This is a genomic window from Pseudomonas sp. H2_A10 (assembly GCF_054680085.1).
Genome location: NZ_CP162821.1, coordinates 2682363 through 2700994, shown reverse-complemented (window position 1 = coordinate 2700994; position 18632 = coordinate 2682363). Strand labels below are relative to the sequence as shown.

The 18632-nt window shown below is 65.1% G+C and carries 6 protein-coding genes; 3 read left to right on the top strand and 3 right to left on the bottom strand.

The annotated features are described in order from the left end of the window. Nucleotides 1–118: 118 nt before the first annotated feature. Complete coding sequence (locus tag AB4O23_RS12580) at nt 119–1441, bottom strand: ATP-binding protein (RefSeq protein ID WP_017527668.1); 1323 nt, start codon at nt 1439–1441, stop codon at nt 119–121. After that, the gene (locus AB4O23_RS12575; RefSeq protein ID WP_017527667.1) at nt 1438–2118 is read right to left on the bottom strand and encodes a response regulator; all 681 of its coding nucleotides are present in this window, start codon (nt 2116–2118) and stop codon (nt 1438–1440) included. Before AB4O23_RS12575 ends, AB4O23_RS12580 begins: the two co-directional genes overlap by 4 nt. 176 nt (nt 2119–2294) lie before the next feature. On the opposite strand from AB4O23_RS12575, the gene dsbD reads away from it, so the two are divergent. Genes dsbD through dsbG form a run of 3 tightly spaced genes read left to right on the top strand, consistent with a single transcriptional unit; the run spans nt 2295 to nt 5604 of the window. Continuing rightward, nucleotides 2295–4022 (top strand): protein-disulfide reductase DsbD, encoded by a 1728-nt coding sequence (gene dsbD / locus AB4O23_RS12570; protein WP_460063399.1) that lies wholly within the window; start codon nt 2295–2297, stop codon nt 4020–4022. Then, nucleotides 4022–4867 (top strand): TlpA disulfide reductase family protein, encoded by an 846-nt coding sequence (locus tag AB4O23_RS12565; RefSeq protein ID WP_068937077.1) that lies wholly within the window; start codon nt 4022–4024, stop codon nt 4865–4867. Before dsbD ends, AB4O23_RS12565 begins: the two co-directional genes overlap by 1 nt. Then, nucleotides 4843–5604, top strand: coding sequence for a thiol:disulfide interchange protein DsbG (gene dsbG, locus AB4O23_RS12560; protein WP_017527664.1), 762 nt, complete (start codon nt 4843–4845; stop codon nt 5602–5604). Before AB4O23_RS12565 ends, dsbG begins: the two co-directional genes overlap by 25 nt. 115 nt (nt 5605–5719) lie before the next feature. Here the strand turns inward: dsbG and AB4O23_RS12555 are convergent, their stop codons facing one another. Continuing rightward, the gene (locus tag AB4O23_RS12555) at nt 5720–18628 is read right to left on the bottom strand and encodes a non-ribosomal peptide synthetase (RefSeq protein WP_460150503.1); all 12909 of its coding nucleotides are present in this window, start codon (nt 18626–18628) and stop codon (nt 5720–5722) included. Nucleotides 18629–18632: the final 4 nt, after the last annotated feature.

The following is an 18632-nucleotide window of genomic DNA, read 5'->3' as shown; positions in this document are numbered from 1 at the left end:
AACCGTCCTTTTCAATACAGGCCGAGTCTTTCGGCCCGTTCAAGCACAAAAAAATTACCGCCATCCTGAAGGCTTGAACCCCAGGCGGGCGGTAACTATTTGGCACTTGGAAAAAGGATCAGCGTCGCAGTGGCATGCCCAGGTCGACACGCAACCCATCGACCTGACTGTCAAATTTCAGCGAGCACGAACAGCGCTGCACGATCGCTTGCACGATTGCCAGGCCCAGCCCGCAACCTTCGCTGTTGCCGTTGCGCCAGAAGCGCTGGGTCAGGTATTGCAGGTCTTCGCTGGAAATCTGCTGGCCATGGTCACGCACGCGGAACACCACGTGATCCTTGGCAGTGAACACACTGAGTTCGACCCGAGTGTCCGCCGGGGTGTGGCGCAAGGCGTTATCCAGCAGGTTGCGCAGGGCCGCAACCGCCAGGCCAACGGGCATTTCCACCGGCGCGCCGGTGAGGTTTTGCGCCAGGATCAGGTCGATACGTGCGTTATCCCCCGCATTGGCATCCTCAATCGCCAGCCGCGCGACCTCTTCGGCGCTGGACTGCAAGCCATCGTCAAACGACAGGCTGCCTTCCACCCGCGCCAGCAGCAGCAATTGTTCCAGGGTGCGATGCAGGCGGTCGGCGCCCTCCTCGGCATGTGCCAGCGACTGGTCGCGGGCCGCGCCGTCGGTCATGCGCGCCACTTGCAGGTGGGTCTTGATCGCGGTCAACGGGCTGCGCAGTTCGTGGGCGGCGTCGCCGGTCAGGCGGCGTTCGCGCTCGATGGTCTTGGCGATGCGTTGCAACAGTTGGTTCTGGGTGTCGAGCAGCGGCTTGAGCTCACTGGGCAACGGGTGGATCTGCAGCGGCTCAAGGGAGTCGGCACTGCGCCGCATCAGCGCGTCACGCATGCGGTTGAGCGGCAGCAGGCTTTGGCCGATGCCCAGCCACAGCAGGCACAGGCAGCCCAGCATGGCCACGCCCACCGGCACCGACGCCGCCAGCAGGATCGACATGTTCAGCGCTTCACGCTCCACCTGGCGGTCGGCGGTGGTAATCAACAGGTCGCCACGGGACAGGGTAAAGCTGCGCCAGCCTACTCCGTCGATCGTCTGGTCGCGAAAGCCACTGCGTTGCGACTCAAGGCCCTGATCCGGCGTGGTGTGGCTGCGCGCGAGGATTTCCCCGCGCAACGAGCTGACCTGACAGGCCATGCCGCCCGGCACATGCAGCTGTTCGGTACGCAAGTGCGCGCCGCCGCTGATACTGGCCAGGCCCGGCATCTGTTCGGTCAGCCCCGCCACCATGCGCGCCGACGCCACCAGGCGCTGGTCGAGGGAAAACATCATCTGGTTACGCAGATCGTTGAGCATCCAGGCCGCCGCCAGGGCCCAGATCACTACAAAGGCAGCGCCGAGCTTGAAGGTCAGGCGCAGGCGCAGGCTCTTCACGACGCACTCTCGCCGTCGTCCGCCGGGCCCAGGCGGTAACCGAGGCCGCGCACGGTTTCGACGATGCCATTCCCCAGTTTTCGGCGCAGGTGATGGATATGCACATTGAGCGCGTTGCTTTCCAGTTCGTCGTTAAAACCGTAGACGCTGTCTTTGAGTTGTTCGCTGGAGAGCACTCGCCCCTTGTTGTGCAGCAGGGCCTGCAACAGCGCCTGCTCGCGGCGCGACAAATCAACCGGCTGGCCGCCGAGCAAGGTTTCGCGGCTGCTCGGGTCGTAGCTCAACCGGCCATGCTCGATCAAATTGACACTGCGCCCCGCCATGCGACGCAGCAAGGTTTGCAGGCGGGCGGCCAATTCGCGCAGGTCGAAGGGTTTGAGCAGGTAGTCGTCTGCGCCGGCTTGCAGGCCGTCGACGCGGTTGGTCACCGAATCGCGCGCGGTGAGGATCAGCACTGGAATCTCCAGGCCCTGGCTGCGCAGTTGTTGCAGCAGCTTGAGGCCATCTTCGTCGGGCAGGCCCAGGTCCAGCACCATGATGTCGAAGGTCGCGGCCTTGAGCATCGCCCGCGCGGCAGCGGCCGTCGCCACGCGCTCGACGGTAAAGCCCTGGGCACCGAGGCCGGCCACGATGCCGCTGGCGATCAGTTCGTCGTCTTCACAGACCAGTACGTGCATGCTGAACCCTTCATAAAAGATGGGGCGATTAGAGAAGCCGTGGATTAAGCGCGCATTATGCCGTCAAAGTTCACAACACCCGGCAATCCCTACACTCTAGAATAGCGACCGGTTAATCATCGGTTAATCAACGCCACACATTGTGTGCCTCACTTGCATCGAACTAAGGCTTGACCATGCGGCATCTGTTTACCTTTCTGCTGGTGTTGTTCGCAGGGTTCGCCCAGGTCGCGCCGGGCAACCCGTTTGAGACCAAACCCGATTTCCTGCCGGTGGACAAGGCATTCACCTTTACCTCCGAACGTCTTGAAAGCGGCGAGACCCAGCTGTATTGGCAGATTGCCGACGGATATTACCTGTACCAGCAGCGCATGAAGTTCGATGGCCTGGCCGAAAAGCCCCTGCTGCCCCAGGGCGAAGCCCACAGCGACGAGTTCTTTGGCGAGCAGCAAGTGTATCGCCAGGGCCTGGAAGTGAAGATCCCGGCCGGCGTCACCGGCCAGGTCAAGCTGGGCTGGCAGGGCTGCGCCGATGCGGGGCTGTGCTACCCGCCGCAGTCGATCACCGTGGACCTGGGCGGCAACCCGGCAGTTGCGGCCACCACCCAGGCTCAGGACCAGAGCCTGGCCAGCGGCCTGCAACAGCGCAGCCTGGGTTGGAGCTTGCTGGTGTTCTTCGGGCTGGGCCTGTTGCTGGCGTTTGCCCCGTGTTCGCTGCCGATGTTGCCGATCCTCGCCGGCCTGGTGGTAGGCAGTGGCGCCAGTGCGCGTCGCGGCTTTGCCTTGGCCGGCAGCTACGTGGTGTGCATGGCGCTGGTGTATGCGGCGCTGGGCGTGCTGGCCGCCCTGCTTGGCGCCAACCTCGCCGCATGGCTGCAAACCCCCTGGATCCTGGGCAGTTTCGCCGCGCTGTTTGTACTCCTCGCGCTGCCGATGTTCGGCTTCTTTGAACTGCAATTGCCGGCCTTCCTGCGCGATCGCCTGGACACCGTCAGCCGCCAGCAAAGCGGCGGCAGCCTGGTGGGTGCGGGTATTCTCGGCGCCTTGTCCGGCCTGCTGGTGGGCCCGTGCATGACCGCGCCCCTGGCTGGCGCGCTGTTGTATATCGCACAAAGCGGCAATGCGCTGCACGGTGGCCTGGTGTTGTTCGCCATGGGTATCGGCATCGGTATTCCGCTGTTGCTGCTGGTGACCGTGGGTAACCGCTTCCTGCCCAAGCCTGGCACCTGGATGAACGTGCTCAAGGGCGTCTTCGGCTTCCTGTTCCTGGGCACCGCCGTGCTGATGCTTCGCCCGATCATCGGCGACAGCCTGTGGCTCGGCCTGTGGGGCGCGCTGGCGCTGGCGATGGCTTATTGCGGCTGGCGCCTGGCCCAGGATTTCGGCCGCGTGGCCATGCTGTTCGGCGCCGGCGCCGTGGTACTGGGTGTATGGGGTTGCGTGCTGGTGGTGGGCGCCGCCGGTGGCAGCGACGACCTGTGGCAACCGTTGAAGGTGTACAGCGGCTCGCGGGTTGCCGAGGCGCCGAGCGCCCATCAAGCCTTCATGACGATTAACGACCCGGCCGTGCTGCAAAGCCAGCTCGACAGCGCCAAGGCCCAGGGCCAATGGGTACTGCTGGACTACTACGCCGACTGGTGCGTGTCGTGCAAGATCATGGAAAAACAGGTGTTCGGTAAACCCGACGTGCTCGACGCGTTGAAAGACGTACGCCTGCTGCGCCTGGACGTGACCGCCGACAACGCGGCCAGCAGCGAGCTGCTGAGCCGCTACAAGGTGCCGGGGCCGCCCAGCTTTGTGTGGATCGGCCCCAACGGTGAAGAACGCCGCGCCCAGCGCATCACCGGCGAAGTGAATGCCGATGCCTTCCTGCAACGCTGGACCCAAGCCCGGGACGCCCTCTGATGCTGACCCTGACCATCGGCACCTTCGCCATTGCGCTGAATCACATCCTGCTGATCAGCGCACTGATTCTCGCCACCCTGGTGGGCTGGCGCGTGGCAAAGCGTGGCGGTGAGAACCCGGAGTCGGTGCTGTTCAGCCTGTTCCTGCTGGGCATGCTCGCAGCACGCGTGAGCTTTGTGTTGATGTACTGGAATTATTACAGCAGCGACTGGTTGCAGATGGTCGACCTGCGCGACGGTGGTTTTCTCGCCTGGCCCGGCGTGGTCGCCCTGGTCCTGGGCGCGCTGGCCTACGGCTGGCGGCGCCCGGCGCTGCGCAAGCCGCTGAGCGCCGGGGTGGTCACCGGCCTGCTGTTCTGGGGCATGACCAGCCTGGCCCTGAGCCTCTACGACAAGGGCACGCAGCTACCGCACATCACCTTGCGCACGGCCGATGGCCAAGAGGTGCAACTGACCGACTACAAGGGTGGCCCGCTGGTGATCAACCTGTGGGCCACCTGGTGCCCGCCGTGCCGCCGCGAAATGCCGGTACTGGAACGCGCGCAGCACCAACGCCCCGACGTGACCTTCCTGTTCGTCAACCAGGCCGAAAGCATGCAAAGCGTCAGCACCTACCTGGCCACGCAAGGCCTGACCCTGGACAACGTGCTGTTCGACGCCAGCGGCCGCCTCGGCCAGGCCGTGGGTTCCATGGCATTGCCGACCACGCTGTTCTACTCAGCCGACGGACGCCTGATCAACAGTCACCTGGGCGAGTTGTCCCAGGCCAGCCTGGCCCATGCCATGGAACCCTTCGACACCGCCCCTGAAAGGAAACCCTCATGCCAAGCCTCCGCCACCTGCTGACCCTGCTGCCGCTGATGGCGGCGGCCACTCTGGTGCAAGCCGAAGACTGGCCGGCGCCCATCAAACAGATCGAAGCCAAGGGCGCCAAGATCATCGGCAAATTCGACGCCCCCAGCGGCCTCACTGGCTACGCCGCGCAATACCAGAACCGCGGCATGGCCCTGTACCTGACCGCCGACGGCAAAAGCGTGATCGCCGGCAGCCTGTACGATGCCCAGGGCAATGACCTGAGCAGCGCGCCCCTGGAACAACTGGTGTACGCCCCGATGGCCAAGGAAGTGTGGGCCAAGATGGAAAAAAGCAGCTGGATCCAGGACGGCGACAAGAACGCCCCACGCACCGTTTACTTGTTCAGCGACCCCAACTGCCCGTACTGCAACATGTTCTGGGAACAGGCGCGGCCGTGGGTCAAAGCCGGCAAGGTGCAGTTGCGCCACATCATGGTAGGGATCATTCGCGAAGACAGCCCCGGTAAATCCGCCGCACTGTTCGCCGCCAAAGACCCGCAAAAAGCCCTGGAAGAACACGAAGCCGCCGGCAAAGGCAGCACATTGCAGGCGCTGACCAAGATCCCGGCGAATATCGAAGCCAAGCTCGAAGCCAACATGAAGTTGATGGACGAGCTGGAACTGTCGGCGACGCCGGCGATTTTCTACCTGGATGACAAGGGCGGGTTGCAGCAACAGCAAGGGGCGCCGTCGCCGGATAAGCTGGTGAAGATACTCGGGCCCAAATAGGCCGTGCCTGGGCGGGCGCTATCGGGGGCAAGCCCTCTTCCACAGGTTGACTGTGAATACACTCAAACTGTGGAAGAGGGCATGCCCCCGATGAGGCCCTGACAGGCAACCAAATCTACAGCCCTTCCAACTCCGCCATCAGGTCACTCAACCGATCCGCCTTCTGCGCGCTGATCTCGTTGGCCGCCAGCCCATCAATGTATTCGGCCAACTGCGCCACCGTGCTGCACTCGAACATTGCCCGCAACGGCACATCGCGCTGTAGCGTCTTCTGTACCCGCGAGGCGATCTGCGTGGCCAGCAACGAGTGCCCGCCCAGTTCGAAAAAGTTGTCCTGCACACCGACTTTTTCGACTTTCAGCACTTCGGCCCAGATGGCGGCCAACGTGGTTTCCAGTTCGTTGCGTGGCGCCAGGTAATCCTGGCCCTGCAACTGGCCGATCTCCAGCGCCGGCAGGGCCTTGCGGTCGAGTTTGCCGTTGGCGTTGAGCGGCAGGCGCTCCAGCCACAGCCAGTGCAGCGGCACCATGTATTCCGGCAGTTCGGCACGCAGGCGTTGCTTGATACGGTCCAGGCGTTCGCCTGAACTCAGCGTTTCATCAGTTGGCACCAGATAACCCACCAGATGCCTGCCATTGGCGCCGTCCTGGACGCCGACCGCCGCGTCACGCACTTCGGGTTGCTCGTGCAGGCGCGCTTCGATTTCGCCCAGTTCGATGCGGTAGCCGCGAATCTTCACCTGATGGTCGATCCGCCCGACGTATTCCAGCACACCGTCGCTGCGGCGGCGGGCCAGGTCCCCCGTGCGGTACACACGTTCCCCCGGCGCACCGAACGGGTTCGGCACAAACACCTGGGCGGTGCGCAGCGGGTCGCTGACATAACCGCGCCCTACCCCGGTACCGGCCACGCACAACTCGCCCACCGCCCCTTGAGGCACCAACTCCAGCGCGCCATCGAGCAGGTACAAACGGTTGTTGTCAGTGGGCGTGCCGATCGGCAAGTAGGTGCCTCGGGTCGACGCCAGGTCGACGCGGAAGAACGCCACGTCATCCGAGCATTCCGCCGGGCCATACGCATTCACCAGGCCGATCTGCGGGTAACGCAGCAACCATTGGTGCGCCAGCTCCGGTGGCATGGCTTCGCCGGTGGGCAGCATCCAGCGCAGGCCGTCGAGGCTGATGCGGTCCTGGGCGAGCATGCCCTGGATCAGCGACGGCACGCTCTCCAGCACCGTGATGCCCTGGGCCTGCACATGTGCGAGCAAGCCCTGGGGGTCATGGGCGATGCTGTTCGGCACAATGTCCACCCGCGCGCCGAACAGCGGCGCGGCAAGGAATTGCCACACGGAAATATCGAAACTTTGCGAGGCCGTCTGAGCGATCACATCCGCCGCGCTCAGGTCCAGGTAGGGCAGTTTGCTCAACTGGTTATTGAGCATGCCGCGCTGTTCAACCATCACGCCTTTGGGCAGGCCGGTGGAACCCGAGGTGTAGATCACATAGGCGAGGTTGTCCGGGCCACTGTAGATACCCGGGTTCTGCTCTGATGCCGCCAGCGTTTCCCATACCAGCAACGTCGGCCGAATCGCACAGCCCAATTGCGCCAGCAGTTCCAGTGCCTGCTCGTGGCACGCCTCGGTGCATACCAGCAACGGCGTGCGGCTCAAATCGATAATGCGGCTCAGACGCTGGCTTGGCAGGTCGGGGTCCAGCGGCAAGTAACCGGCACCGGCCTTGAAGCTGCCGATGATCATGCCCAGCAGGTCCAGGTTGCGCTCGGCCAGCAACGCCACCGGCTGATCCAGGCCGACGCCCGCCGCGACCAGCGCATGACCCAAGCCGTTACTGCGACGGTTGAGTTCGTCAAAGCTCCAGTGCCGGCCCAGGCAACTGGCCGCGATCCGCTGCGGATGCGCGGCCACTTGCGCTTCGAACAGCTCGACATAACTACGCGCCAACGGGTAGTCGTGCTCACTCTGGTTGCAGCCTTCCACCAGGAACTCGCGTTCCTGCTCGCCGATCAGCGGCAGGTCGGCCATGTCGCCATGGAAGCCTTGCACCAGCGCCAGCAGCAAGCGCTTGAACTCGCCGAGCATGCCTTGCACGGTGGTTTCGTCAAAATAACGCTGGTCATACGACAAGTGCAGGCCGAGGTCATCACCGGGGTAGCACACGGCGGTCAACGGGAAGTTGGTGTGGGTGCGGCCGGAGTCCGAGGTGGCGTTCAGGCTTTGCGCACGGTCCAGCACCGAGGTTTCCACAGGGGCGTTTTCGAACACGAACAGGCTGTCGAACAACGGTTGGCCCTTGGGCAGTTCGCTGTGTTCCTGGATCGTCACCAGCGGCAGGTATTCGTACTCGCGCAGCTGCATATTGCTGTCGAGCAGGTCGCTCAGCCACTGGCGCACGCTGCACCGCTGGTCATCCTCGGGCAGTTTCACGCGCAGCGCGACGCTGTTGATGAACAGGCCGACGGTGCGTTGCATCTCTGGCATGTCTACCGGGCGACCGGCCACGGTGACGCCGAACAGCACGTCACGCTCCCCGCTCAAGCGCCGCAATACCAAGGCCCAGGCCGCTTGGGCGAAGGTGTTTACGGTGAGCTGATGGGCCTGGGCCAATTCGCGCAGTTGCACGCCATCAGCGGCGTCGAGGCGGGTGTAACAATCGCCCACTACCATGCCACCGCTGTGGCCGGCGTGTTCACGCAGGAACGGCCGGTCACTCGGGATCGACGTGGTGCGCTCGAAACCCTGTAGGTTGTGTTGCCACCACTGGCGGGCCTCATTCAGGTTCTGGCGTCGCAGCCAGGCGATGTAGTCGCGGTAGCGCGGCGGCGTGGCCAGTTGCGCGTCGCGGCCTTCACCGAGCGCCAGGTAGATTTCGAAGAAGTCATTCATCAGCAGCGAACGGCACCAGGCATCGATCAGAATGTGGTGGTTGCTCATCATGAACCAGTAGCGCGCTTCGCCGACGCGGATCAGGCGCAGGTGGAACGGCGCCTGGTTGAGCAGATCGAAACCGGCTTCGCGCTCGGCTTTGAGCAGCGCTTGCAGGCGCGGCTCCTGCTCGGCCTCAGGCGCGGCGCTCCAATCGAGATATTCAATGGGCGTGCTGCCCGGTGTGTGGATCACTTGCAGCATGTCTTCGCCGACGTTCCAGCAGAACGAGGCGCGCAGGGCTTCGTGACGGGCGATCACCGCGTGCCAGGCCTGGGCGAAACGCTCAGGGTCCAACGCGCTGTTGATACGGTAGCGGTCCTGCATGTAATACAGGCCGGTACCCGGTTCCAGCAAGGTGTGCAGCAGCAGGCCTTCCTGCATCGGGGTCAGCGGGTAGACGTCTTCGATGGCATTGGCCGGTACCGGCAACGCATCCAGTTGCGGCTGGGTCAGGTGCGCCAGGGGGAAGTCGGACGGGGTGAGGCCGCCGGCATCGTCCTGAAGGCAGTGGGCAATCAGGCTTTGCAGCTCAGCCAGGTACGCCCCGGCCAATTCGCGGACGGTGTGGGCGTCGTGGCGTTCGCGGCTGAAGGTCCAGCGCAGCACCAGTTCCCCGCCGTACACCTGGCTGTCGACGCTCAGCTGATTGGGCAGCGGCGCGTCCGGGTCATGGGCCAGGCCGGCAGGCTCCTCCAGCGGATGGAACAGCGCATCGCCGCCGAAGCTCTGGTCGAACTGGCCGAGGTAGTTGAAGGTGATGTCGGCGGTTGGCAACGCCGCCAGGGTCCGCCGGCACAGGTCGTCCGCCAGGTAACGCAGCACGCCATAGCCGAGGCCCTTGTGCGGCACGCCGCGCAGTTGTTCCTTGATCGCCTTGATCGAGGCGCCCTGCTCCGCTTGCGGGGTCAGGCGCAATGGATAGGCGCTGGTGAACCAGCCGACGCTGCGGGTCAGGTCGATCTCATCGAACAGGGGTTCACGGCCGTGGCCCTCCAGTTGGATCAGAGCCGATGCATGCCCGCTCCAGCGGCACAGCACGCGGGCCAAGGCGGTCAGCAGCAGGTCGTTGACCTGGGTGCGGTAGGCGCTCGGCGCTTGTTGCAGCAATTGGCGGGTGTGTTCGGCGCCCAGGCGCACGCTGACGGTCTCGGCATCGCGATTACGCAACGTACCGTGCGCACGGTCCACCGGTAACGCGACAGCGGGCCCGGCCAATTGCTGCTGCCACACCGTCAGTTCTTCGCGCAGGGATTCGCTGCCCGCATACGCCTGCAAGCGCGCGGCCCAGTCACGCAGGGCGCTGGTCTTGGCCGGCAGGTTCACCGACTGGCCGTCGCTCAATTGGCGATAGACGTTCTGCAGGTCTTCGAGCAACACACGCCACGACACACCGTCCACCACCAGGTGATGGATCGCGATCAGCAGGCGTTGCTGGCCGTCGGGGCCATCCACCAGCAAGGCGCGCAGCAGCGGGCCGTGTGCCAGGTCGAGGCTGCGCTGGGTGTCGGTGAACAGCGCGGCGCATTGATCCATATCGCGCACATGCGCCTGCATCAGCACGCCGCCCTGGGGCACGGCCAAGTGTTCGGCGTGCCACTGGGCGTCCCGCTGCGTGAAGCTCAGGCGCAGGGCATCGTGGTGTTCGAGCACGGCCAGCAGCGCTTGCTCCAGGCGCTGGGGGTCGAGCAGTTGCAGCGGCTTGAGCAGCAGGGCCTGGTTCCAGTGCTGGCGATCAGGAATATCGGTGTCGAAGAACCAATGCTGGATCGGCGTCAGGCCCGAGCTGCCGGTGAGCACGCCTTGCTCAGCCGTGACGCGCTCGGAGCGCGTGGCGACGGCGGCCAGGGTGCGCACCGTCTGGTGCTGGAACAGGTCGCGCGGGCTGAAATGAACCCCGGCCTGGCGCGCGCGGCTGACCACTTGGATCGACAGGATCGAGTCGCCACCCAGCTCGAAAAAGTTATCGTCCAGGCCGACTTGCCGCACGTTCAACACCGCGCACCAGATCGCGGCCAGGGTTTGCTCCAACTCGCTGCGTGGCGCCACGTACTGCTGACGATTGGCCTCGGCGTCCGGTTGCGGCAAGGCGCGGCGGTCGAGTTTGCCGTTGGCGGTCAGCGGCATGGCATCCAGCACGATCAGGTGCGCAGGGACCATGTAGTCCGGCAGTTGCGCCTTGAGGTGGGCCTTCAACGCATCGCGCAGCGTGACCGGCGCCTGGTCGCTGACCAGGTACGCCACGAGCTGCTTGCCGCTTGGCGAGTCGAGCGCCAGCACCACGGCTTCGCGCACGGCCGGGTGTTCCAGCAGGCGGGTTTCGATCTCGCCCAACTCGATACGGAAGCCGCGAATCTTCACCTGATGGTCGATCCGCCCCAGGTATTCCACCAGACCATCGGCGCGTTGGCGCACCAGGTCACCGGTGCGGTACAGACGGCCGCCCCGGGTGCTGAACGGATCGGCCACAAAGCGTTCCGCCGTCATGCCCGGACGCTGGTGGTAACCCTGGGCCAGGCCGGCACCGCCGACGTACAGCTCGCCGGTCGCGCCTTGCGGTACCAACGCCAGGTCGGCGTCGAAAATATACGCCACGCGGTCACCGATAATGCTGCCGATCGGCACGCTGCCGGCGCCCTCCTCCAACTGCTGCGGCGCCAGGCAGGCCAGCGGCATCACCACGGTTTCGGTCGGGCCATAGGCGTTGAAAAACACCTGGGGCTGGAATGCCGCACGGATGCGCTGCAAATGCTCGCCGGTCAGCGCCTCGCCACCGGTGATGCACATGCGCACCGGCAGGGTTTGTTGCTGGGTCGCCAGCCATTGCGCCAACTGGCTGCCATAGCTGGGGGTAAAGCCAAGGACATTGATGCGATGGGCACGGATCAGCCCGCAGATTTCTTCGGCATCCCACTGCCCCTGGGCACGCAACACTACCTGCGCGCCGCTGAGCAACGGCACCAGCAAACGCTCGGTGGCGGCGTCGAAGTTGATCGAATAGAAATGCAGCTCGCAATCATCCGGGCGCATGCCGAAGCGTTCGATCACCGCCTGGCAATGCATAGCGATTTCGCCGTGAGAGACCACCACGCCTTTTGGCTTGCCGGTGGAGCCGGAGGTGTAGATCAGGTACGCCTGGTGTTGCGCCAGGCTGATAAACGGCAGCTCATCCGCCGGGTAATCGGCAAGCCTTGGCGAGTCGTCTTCCAGGCACCAGCACGCCAGCGTGGCCGGCAGTTCACCGAGGGCTTGGAACATCGCCGCATCGCTAAGCAACAGGCCGATACCGCTGTCTTCGATCATGTAGTGCAGGCGGTCCAGCGGGTATTCCGGGTCCAGCGGCACATAGGCACCGCCGGCCTTGAGGATCGCCAGCAGGCCGACGACCATTTCCAGCGATCGCGGCAGCGCCAGGCCGACCCGCACCTGCGGGCCCACGCCGCGCTCGCGCAACATCCAGGCCAGGCGATTGGCGCGGGCGTCGAGTTCGGCGTAAGTCAGGGTCACGCCGGCAAAGGTCAGGGCCGGTGCATCCGGGCGACTGACCGCCTGCCGGCTGAACAGCGCGTGGATGCACTGGTCGAGACGATGTTCACCGGCCTCCACACCGAGGCTGCCGCGCAACGCCCGTTGCTCGTCGGCATTGAGCAACGGCAGTTCACTGAGGCGTTGTTCGGGACCTGCAATCAGCGCTTCCAACAGGTTGCGCCAATGCGCGGCCATGCGCGCGATGCGCGGTTCGTCGAAGAGGTCAGTGCTGTACGTCAGGCAGCAGCCCAGTCGATGGTCGAGGTCGGTGACCTCCAGGTTGAGGTCAAACTTGGTCGCGCGGGCATCGTTGGCCAGGTACTCGACGGTCATGCCAGCCAGTTGGCGACTCTGCTGGAACTCCCAGCGCTGCACGTTGCACATCACCTGGAACAACGGGTTATACGCAGCACTACGCGGCGGTTGCAGGGCTTCCACCAAGTGGTCGAACGGCAAGTCCTGATGGGACTGGCCTTCGATCACGGTGTGGCGCACCTGCTCAAACAGTTCGCCGACCTGCATCTGCCCATTGAGCCGGCAACGCAGCACTTGGGTGTTGAGGAACGCACCGATCAGCCCTTCGCTTTCAGGGCGAATACGGTTGGCCACCGGCGCGCCGATGCGCAGGTCGGTCTGGCCGCTGTAGCGGTAGAGCAACACGGCGAGGGTCGCGGTCATGGTCATGAACAGCGTGAGGCCGCGTTCGGCGTTGAAGGCGCGCACGCGGGCGGCCAATTCGTCGCTGAGATCGAAACGGTACAGCTCGCCCTGGTGGCTTTGCACCGGTGGCCGTGGCCGGTCGGCAGGCAGTTCGAGCAGTGGATGTTCATTGCCCAGTTGTGCCGTCCAGTAATCGAGCTGGCGTTGGCGCTCCCCGGCTTCCATCCACTGGCGTTGCCACACGCTGTAGTCGAGGTATTGCACCGGCAACGGCGCCAGCGGCGACTCGCGCTCGTCGATAAAGGCTTCGTACAGCGCGCTGAGTTCACGGGCAAAGATGTCCATGGCCCAGCCTTCGGTGACGATATGGTGCAGGGTCAGCACCAGGTAGTGTTCCTGCTCGCCGGCCTTGACCAGGCACGCACGCAGCAATGGCCCGGTTTCCAGGTTGAACGGCGTGTGGGCTTCATGCTCGGCCAACTCCTGCAAACGCTGCGCGCGCGCGGCTTCATCCAGCGCCGAAATATCCTGCCAGGCCATGCGCAGGCCGGTCTGCGGCGAGACCTTTTGACAGGCCACGCCATCGACATTCGGGAAGGTGGTGCGCAGGGTTTCGTGGCGCATGATCAACGCTTGCAACGCGGCCTCGAAACGCCCCACGTCGAGCACGCCGCGCAGGCGCGCCATGCCGCCGACGTTGTAGGCCGGGCTGTCCGGTTCCATTTGCCAGAGGAACCACATGCGCTGCTGGGAATAGGACAGCGGCACCGCTTGGCTGCGGTCGACCTTGGCGATTGCGGTTTGCCGGTTACGCTGGCCCGAGGCCTGGATCAGGCTGATCTGCTCAACGAACGCCCCCAGTTCACTGGCTTCGAACAAGGTACGCAGCGGCAACTCGACGTCACAGGCCTGGCGGGTGCGCGAGATGATTTGCGTGGCCAGCAACGAATGGCCGCCGAGGGCGAAGAAGTCGTCGCGCAGGCCGATACGCGGCAGGCCGAGGACTTCGCGCCAGATGGCGGCAATTTGTTGCTGCAACGGCGATTCGGGTTCGAGGTGTTCACGCACCTGCCACACCGGTTCCGGCAGCGCACGGCGGTCGAGTTTGCCGCTGGGGCTCAGGGGCATGGCGTCCAGGCGCATCAGCAGCGCGGGCACCATGTACTCCGGCAATTCGGCGGCCAGGGCGGCCTTCACGTCCTGCTCCACCCATGCGGTGTGGGCGGTGTAGTAGCCGATCAACGTGGCGTTGCGCACCAGCACCACGGCCTGGGCGATACCGTCCAGGGCCAGCAGGCGTGCTTCGATTTCCTGCGGCTCCAGGCGCACACCGCGCAGCTTGATTTGTTGATCGAGACGGCCGAGGTATTCGAGCACGCCATCGTTGCTCCAGCGCACGCGGTCACCGGTGCGGTACAGGCGCGCACCCGGCTCGCCCAACGGGTCGGCCACGAAGCGTTCGGCGGTCAACCCGGCACGGCCAAGGTAACCCCGCGCCAGGCCGATGCCGCCGATGCACAGTTCACCCGGCACACCGGCCGGCAACAGGTTGAGCTGGTCGTCCAACACGCGACAGATCACATTGCCCAGGGGTCGGCCAATCGGCGAGCGCTCGCCATCTTCGGCCTGGCAATGCCAGTGCGTGACGTTGATCGCGGTCTCGGTCGGGCCATAACGGTTGTGCAATTGCACCGCCGGCAACTGCGCCAGGACGCGGTTGCGCAACTCGGCAGGCAAGGCCTCGCCACCGGAGAACAGGCGACGCAGGCTGGTGCACCCGGCCGCCAGCGGTTCGTCGATAAACAGCTGCAACAGCGGCGGCACAAAATGCAGGGTGGTCACGCCGTGTTCCTGCACCAGTTGCGCAATGCGGTGCGGGTCGCGATGTTCACCGGGGCCGGCCAGCACCAATCGGCAACCGGTGATCAGTGGCCAGAAGCACTCCCACACCGACACGTCAAAACTGATCGGCGCCTTTTGCAGCAGCACGTCGGTGGTGTCCAGTTGATAGGTGGCCTGCATCCACTGCAAGCGCTCGGCCAGGGCCGCGTGGGTGTTGCCCACCCCTTTGGGGCGGCCGGTGGAGCCGGAGGTGTAGATCACGTACGCCAGGTTGTCGCCGTGCAGGCGCAGGCCCGGTGCCTGGGTCGGCCATTGATCCAGATGCAGGCTGTCCATGGCAATCACGCACACACCGGCGGGCGTCGGCAGGTGGTCAAGCAATGAGGTCTGGGTCAGCAGCAGGTGTACGCCGCTGTCCTCCAGCATGTAGGCCAGGCGTTCGGCGGGGTAGTCCGGGTCGAGCGGCACATAGGCGCCACCGGCCTTGATGATCGCCAGCAAGCCGATCAACAGTTGCGGCGAACGCTCGGCGGCGATGGCCACGCAGACGTCGGGGCCGACGCCTTTGTCGCGCAGGTAATGGGCCAGGCGGTTGGCCTGGGTATGCAGGTGGGCGAAGCTCAGGCTGCCGCCCTGCCAGACCAGTGCGGTGTCGTCCGAAGCCGCTTGATTGAGCTGTTCAGGCAACCACTGCCGGGCCGGCGCGCACGGCGCCTGGGCCCACGGTTGTGGTTCGTTCGCCGGCATCAACGGCAGGTCGCCGAGGGCTTGGCGCGGTTGTGCGCAGACCGCCTGCAGCAGGTGGCTGAAGTGTTCGGCCAGGCGCTGGATCGTCCCAGGGTCGAACAGTTCGTCGGCGTAGTCGAACGACAGGCTCAGGCGTCCGTTACGGTCTTCTTCGCTGTGCAGTTGCAGGTCGAACTTGGCTTCGCGGCTGTGCCACGGCAGTTCATCGGCCAGTATGCCCGGCAGGCGGCGCAAGGCGCTGAGGTCGCGTTGCTGGTGGTTGAACATGACCTGGAACAGGCCCTGCTCGCGCGCTTGCGCAAAGGCTTCGAGCAGTTGCTCGAACGGCAAGTCCTGATGGGCCTGGGCGCCCAGCGCCGTCTCGCGGGTGGCCGCCAGCAGTTGGTCGAACGGCAGGCGCCCGTCCAGCTCGGCGCGAAACACCAGCGTGTTGATGAAGAAGCCGACCAGGCCTTGGGTTTCCTGGCGCGGGCGGTTGGCGTTGGGCACGCCGATGCGGATATCGCGCTGGCCGCTGTAGCGGTAGAGCAAGGTCTGGAACGCCGCCAGCAACAGCATGAACGGCGTGGACTCATGGGCCTGGGCGGTCTGGCGAATCGCTTGGCTGAGGTTGACGCTCAGGCGCGTGGTGTGGCGCGCGGCACTGTTGAGGCGCCGCGCCGAACGCGGGTGATCGCCAACCAGGTTGAGCGTCGGCTGCTCGTCGCCCAGGTGGGCTTTCCAGTACGCCAGTTGGCGCTGGCCTTCACCTTCGGCCAGCCATTGGCGCTGCCAGGTGCCGTAGTCGGCGTATTGCAGGGCCAGTGCTGGCAGCTCCAGGGGCTGGCCCTGTGAAGCGGCGGCGTACAACCGCGAGAATTCATCGATCAGAATGTTCAGCGACCAGCCGTCGGCAATGATGTGATGCAGCGTCACCAGCAACTGGTGGTCTTCATCATCCAGGCGCACCAGGGTCACCCTCAGCAACGGGCCTTTCTCCAGATCGAACCGGGTGCGCGCTTCATCCTCGCGGATCTGCTGCGCGCAGGCTTCGCGTTCCACGGCGGGCACGTCGCTGAGGTCGATGACGTGCAGCTCGAACGCCCCGTGTTCATCGATGCGCTGGAAGCCCCGGCCGTCGCGCTCGTAGAAACGCGTGCGCAGGGCTTCGTGGCGCTGGACCAACTGCTGGAAGCTCAGGCGCACGGCGTCTTCGTCCAGCTCGCCGCGCAGGCGCAGCGCGCCGGGGATGGTGTAGGCGCTGCTCTGCGGGTCCAGTTGCCAGGTGATCCACAGGCGATTCTGGGCCAGGGATTGCGGTAGTTCGTGCTGGCGCGAGAGGGGCTGGATCGCACCTTGGGCTACGCCACCCTCCTGTTGCAACTGCGCAACGCGGGTAGCAAAGGCGGCCAGTGTGGGCGCTTCGAAGAGCATGCGCAGGTTCAGCTCCAGGCCCAGGGTTTCACGCAGGCGTGCGACCACCTGGGTGGCAATGATGGAGTTGCCGCCGAGCAGGAAGAAGTGATCGTCGGCGGCGACATGGGCCACCTGCAACTGCTCGCACCAGATCGCGGCGATCCGGTTGTGCAGTGCGGACTCCGGCGCGGCCTCGCTGACCGGCGCTTGCACACCGGGGAACTGCGCATAGCTGTCGAAGCTGCCGTCGGCATGACGCAGCGCGCACGCGGCACGCTGCAGCTTGCCGCTGGAGGTCTTCGGCAACGCGCCGGGGTTGAGCAGCACCACCACGCTTGGCGCTTCTTGACAGGCCTCGGCCACGGCCTGGCGGATGGCTTTGATGAGGGCTTCGGGCGGCAGAATCTTCTGCACGCTGCGGCTGATTTCGGCGGCAATGCCGATGCCTTCCAGGCCCTGGTCATTCACCGCGAACGCCGCGACGCGGCCCTTGCGCACCACTTCCACTTCGCGCTCGATGGTCTGTTCGATGTCTTGCGGGTACAGGTTATGGCCACGCACGATCAGCAGGTCTTTCAGGCGCCCCGTGATGTACACCTCGCCTTCACGGATAAAGCCCAGGTCACCGGTGCGCAGCCAGGTGCGCCCGGCGTGCTGCACGAAGGTCTTGGCGGTGGCTTCGGGGTTGCGCCAGTAGCCGTGGGCGATGCTCGGGCCGGTGGCCCAGAGTTCGCCGACGCGGTTGTCGGCCAGTTCACTCAAGGTGTGCGGGTCGACGATCAGTACCGCGTGTTCGGGCTGGGGGGTGCCGCAGCTCATGATCGCGCTGCCCTGCCCGGGCTCGGCGCGATTGGCGGCCAAGGCCTGCTCGTCGACGCGCAGCGTCGGGATACCGTGGCCACGGCGGCCACCGGCGACAAACAGCGTCGCTTCCGCCAGGCCATAGGAGGCGAAGAATTGCTTCGAGCTGAAGCCACAGGCGGCGAACTTCTCGGCGAAGCGTTCCAGGGTGTCGAGGCGAATCGGCTCGGAACCGGAATAGGCCACGCGCCACTGGCTCAAGTCCAAGCGATCCAGAGCCGACTCGCTGACCCGCTCGCTGCACAGGCGGTAGGCGAAGTCCGGGCCGCCGCTGATGGTGCCGCCGTATTCGCTGATCGCCTCCAGCCAGCGCAACGGCCGAGCGAGGAAATACGCCGGCGACATGAGCACGCACGGCACGCCGCTGAAGATCGGCTGCAGCAGGCCGCCGATCAAGCCCATGTCGTGGTACAGCGGCAGCCAGCTGACGATCACGTCATCCGGGTTCAGATCAATGCCGAAACCACGCCGGATCAGCACTTCGTTGGCCACCAGGTTGCCGTGGCTGACTTGCACGCCCTTGGGCAGCGCGGTGGAGCCGGAGGTGTATTGCAGGAAGGCAATGTCGCCGGGTTGCAGGTCGGGGGCAATCCAATGGTCGGCCAGTGGCGCATCGAGGGTGTCGACGCTCAGCAGCGGCGGCGCATGCTCGATCTGCGCCAGGCCATCGGCGAGGCTGGCGATGGTCAGCAGCAGGCGCGGCTCGGCGTCGCTGATGATCGACAGCAAACGCTCCTGGTGATGACGGCGGGCGGATTCCGGCGGGTAGGTCGGCACCGCGATCACGCCGGCGTACAGGCAGCCAAAGAACGCCGCGACGTAATCCGGGCCGCTGGGAAACAACAGTACCGCGCGGTCGCCCGGCTCGGCGTTGGCTTGCAGCGCGGCGGCGATGGTGCGGGCACGCTGGTCGAGGTCGCGGTAACTGAGCACCACGCTGTGCTCGGCGGACTCGGCGAGGAAGCGCAGGGCCACCTGGTCCGGGGTCTGCGCGGCACGGCGTTGAAGGGACTGGACCAGAGTAGAGGGAAGTTCGAAGGCGTCCATCATGGGG